Source organism: Promicromonospora kroppenstedtii DSM 19349, assembly GCF_000515355.1.
Lineage (GTDB): Bacteria > Actinomycetota > Actinomycetes > Actinomycetales > Cellulomonadaceae > Promicromonospora > Promicromonospora kroppenstedtii.
This window is the reverse complement of the sequence record NZ_KI911747.1, coordinates 1502-3001: the sequence shown is the minus strand read 5'-3', so window position 1 is coordinate 3001 and position 1500 is coordinate 1502. Positions and strand designations below refer to the sequence as shown.

Sequence of the window (1500 nt, the reverse complement as noted above, 5' to 3'; positions counted from 1 at the left end):
GCGGGGCGCGCCCCGGCCTAGTCGCGCGCGCCGCTCTCGGGCGTCCCCTGCTCGGGCGCGCCGTGCTCATGGACGCCGCGCGCCACGAACCGGCGGATCGACTCGCGCGCCCGCACGAGCAAGGCCGCCACGGCGTTCTTCGAGATGCCCAGGTCCTGGGCGACCGTGGCGATGGGCACGCCCTCGAAGACGGTCATCTGCAGGGCGTACCGCTGGCGCGGCGGGCAGGCCGCCAGGCCTTCGAGCACGTCCCCGAGCTCCATCGCCGAGAGAGCCGCCGACGCCGGGTCGTCCCAGGCAGGCAGGTCGTGCGCCTCGTCGATCACGGTGGTCGGCGGCTGCCGGCGGCGCGACCGGTCCGTGGCGATGTTGCGCACGGTGCGCGCCACGTACGTCTTGCCGTGCTCGCGCGGGCCACGGCCGGCGCGCAGCAGCGTCAGGATGCGGACGAACGCCTCGGCCGCGAGGTCGTCGGCGTCCGAGTGGCTGCGGGTGTAGCGCCGGGCCACCTTCAGCGCGTAGGGATAGTGCCGCCGCCAGACCAGGTCGATCGCCACCGTGTCACCGGCCCTCGCCCGGGTGAACAGCTCGACGTCGGCGAGCTCCTCGGACTCGTCGCCCGCCTCCCCTGTGTCGCCGTCCGCCTGCATCAGGCCGAGCGCGCGCTGCCAAGCCGCCGTCGTCGTCACCGGCATCGAAGTCCCCTCCTCGCGATGACGGCCCGCTGGAGCCGGGCCGTCGGCGCACGGGTGTACGCGATGGTGAAGACGCGAGGAGGGGACGTGCGTGTCGCACGGCACAGAGGTGATCGAGGGGGTGATTCAGCAGGTCAGAGGGGGTGAGTCCTTCGCTGGTCTGCCCGGGTCCTCTCGTAGGTGACGACTCGACGCTACGACCGGTCTGGCATGGCCGGCAGGCCCCGGCGGCGCCCCCCTGTTCCCCGGCGGAGCAGGCCGAGGCGGGCGAACAGCACCGCGCAACCGCCGAGCGTCGCGATCATCAGCACCGAGCCCACCACCGTGTGCGTCCAGCCGAAGCCCTGCGCCCCCCAGCGGGCCTGCGCCTCGGCGATCAGGACCATGCGGCCGGTGTTGACCACGACCAGCAGCAGCGCGGCCGCGAGCGCCGCGGCCGCCACCCGAGGCACGCTGGCGCGCCGGGACAGCAGCAGGAGCCCGCCGAGGACCAGCACTCCGCCCACGTAGAACACCGCCGTGCACGCGGTGGTGACCACGAGCCCGGCCCAGGACGTGTCGTCGCCGGGCACCTGCTGGTACAGGAACACCGGGTCCGTGGTCAGCGTCCGCGCGGGGCGGCCGAGCGGGCCGTACAGCACCCACGCCGTCAGCGCGGACTCGGCGAACCGAAGGCGTTCCTCGGCGAGGAGGACGACGACCCCGGCGATGATCAGCGACGCGGCGGCCAGGAGGCGCGGCACGGCGACCAGGGCCCGACGGTGGTCGGCGGGGGCGGTCGCGGCCGGTTCGGCTCGCGCGCCCG

Annotated in this window: 2 protein-coding genes; both read right to left on the bottom strand. The window is 74.8% G+C overall.

Going from position 1 to position 1500, the window contains the following annotated elements; translation table 11 throughout:
- Nucleotides 1-17: 17 nt before the first annotated feature.
- A complete protein-coding gene (locus PROKR_RS25500; protein WP_036969302.1) occupies nucleotides 18-695 on the bottom strand; it encodes an RNA polymerase sigma factor in 678 nt (225 codons plus the stop codon).
- 194 nt (nucleotides 696-889) lie between these two features.
- Nucleotides 890-1500, bottom strand: a 611-nt coding sequence (locus tag PROKR_RS25495; protein WP_036969301.1) for an archaeosortase/exosortase family protein, incomplete at its 5' end; no start/stop codon positions are given.

What these genes read in the sequence shown, in the direction of transcription:
- PROKR_RS25500 (WP_036969302.1), bottom strand. Translation starts at nt 695, where the DNA reads ATGCCGGTGACGACGACGGCGGCTTGGCAGCGCGCGCTCGGCCTGATG.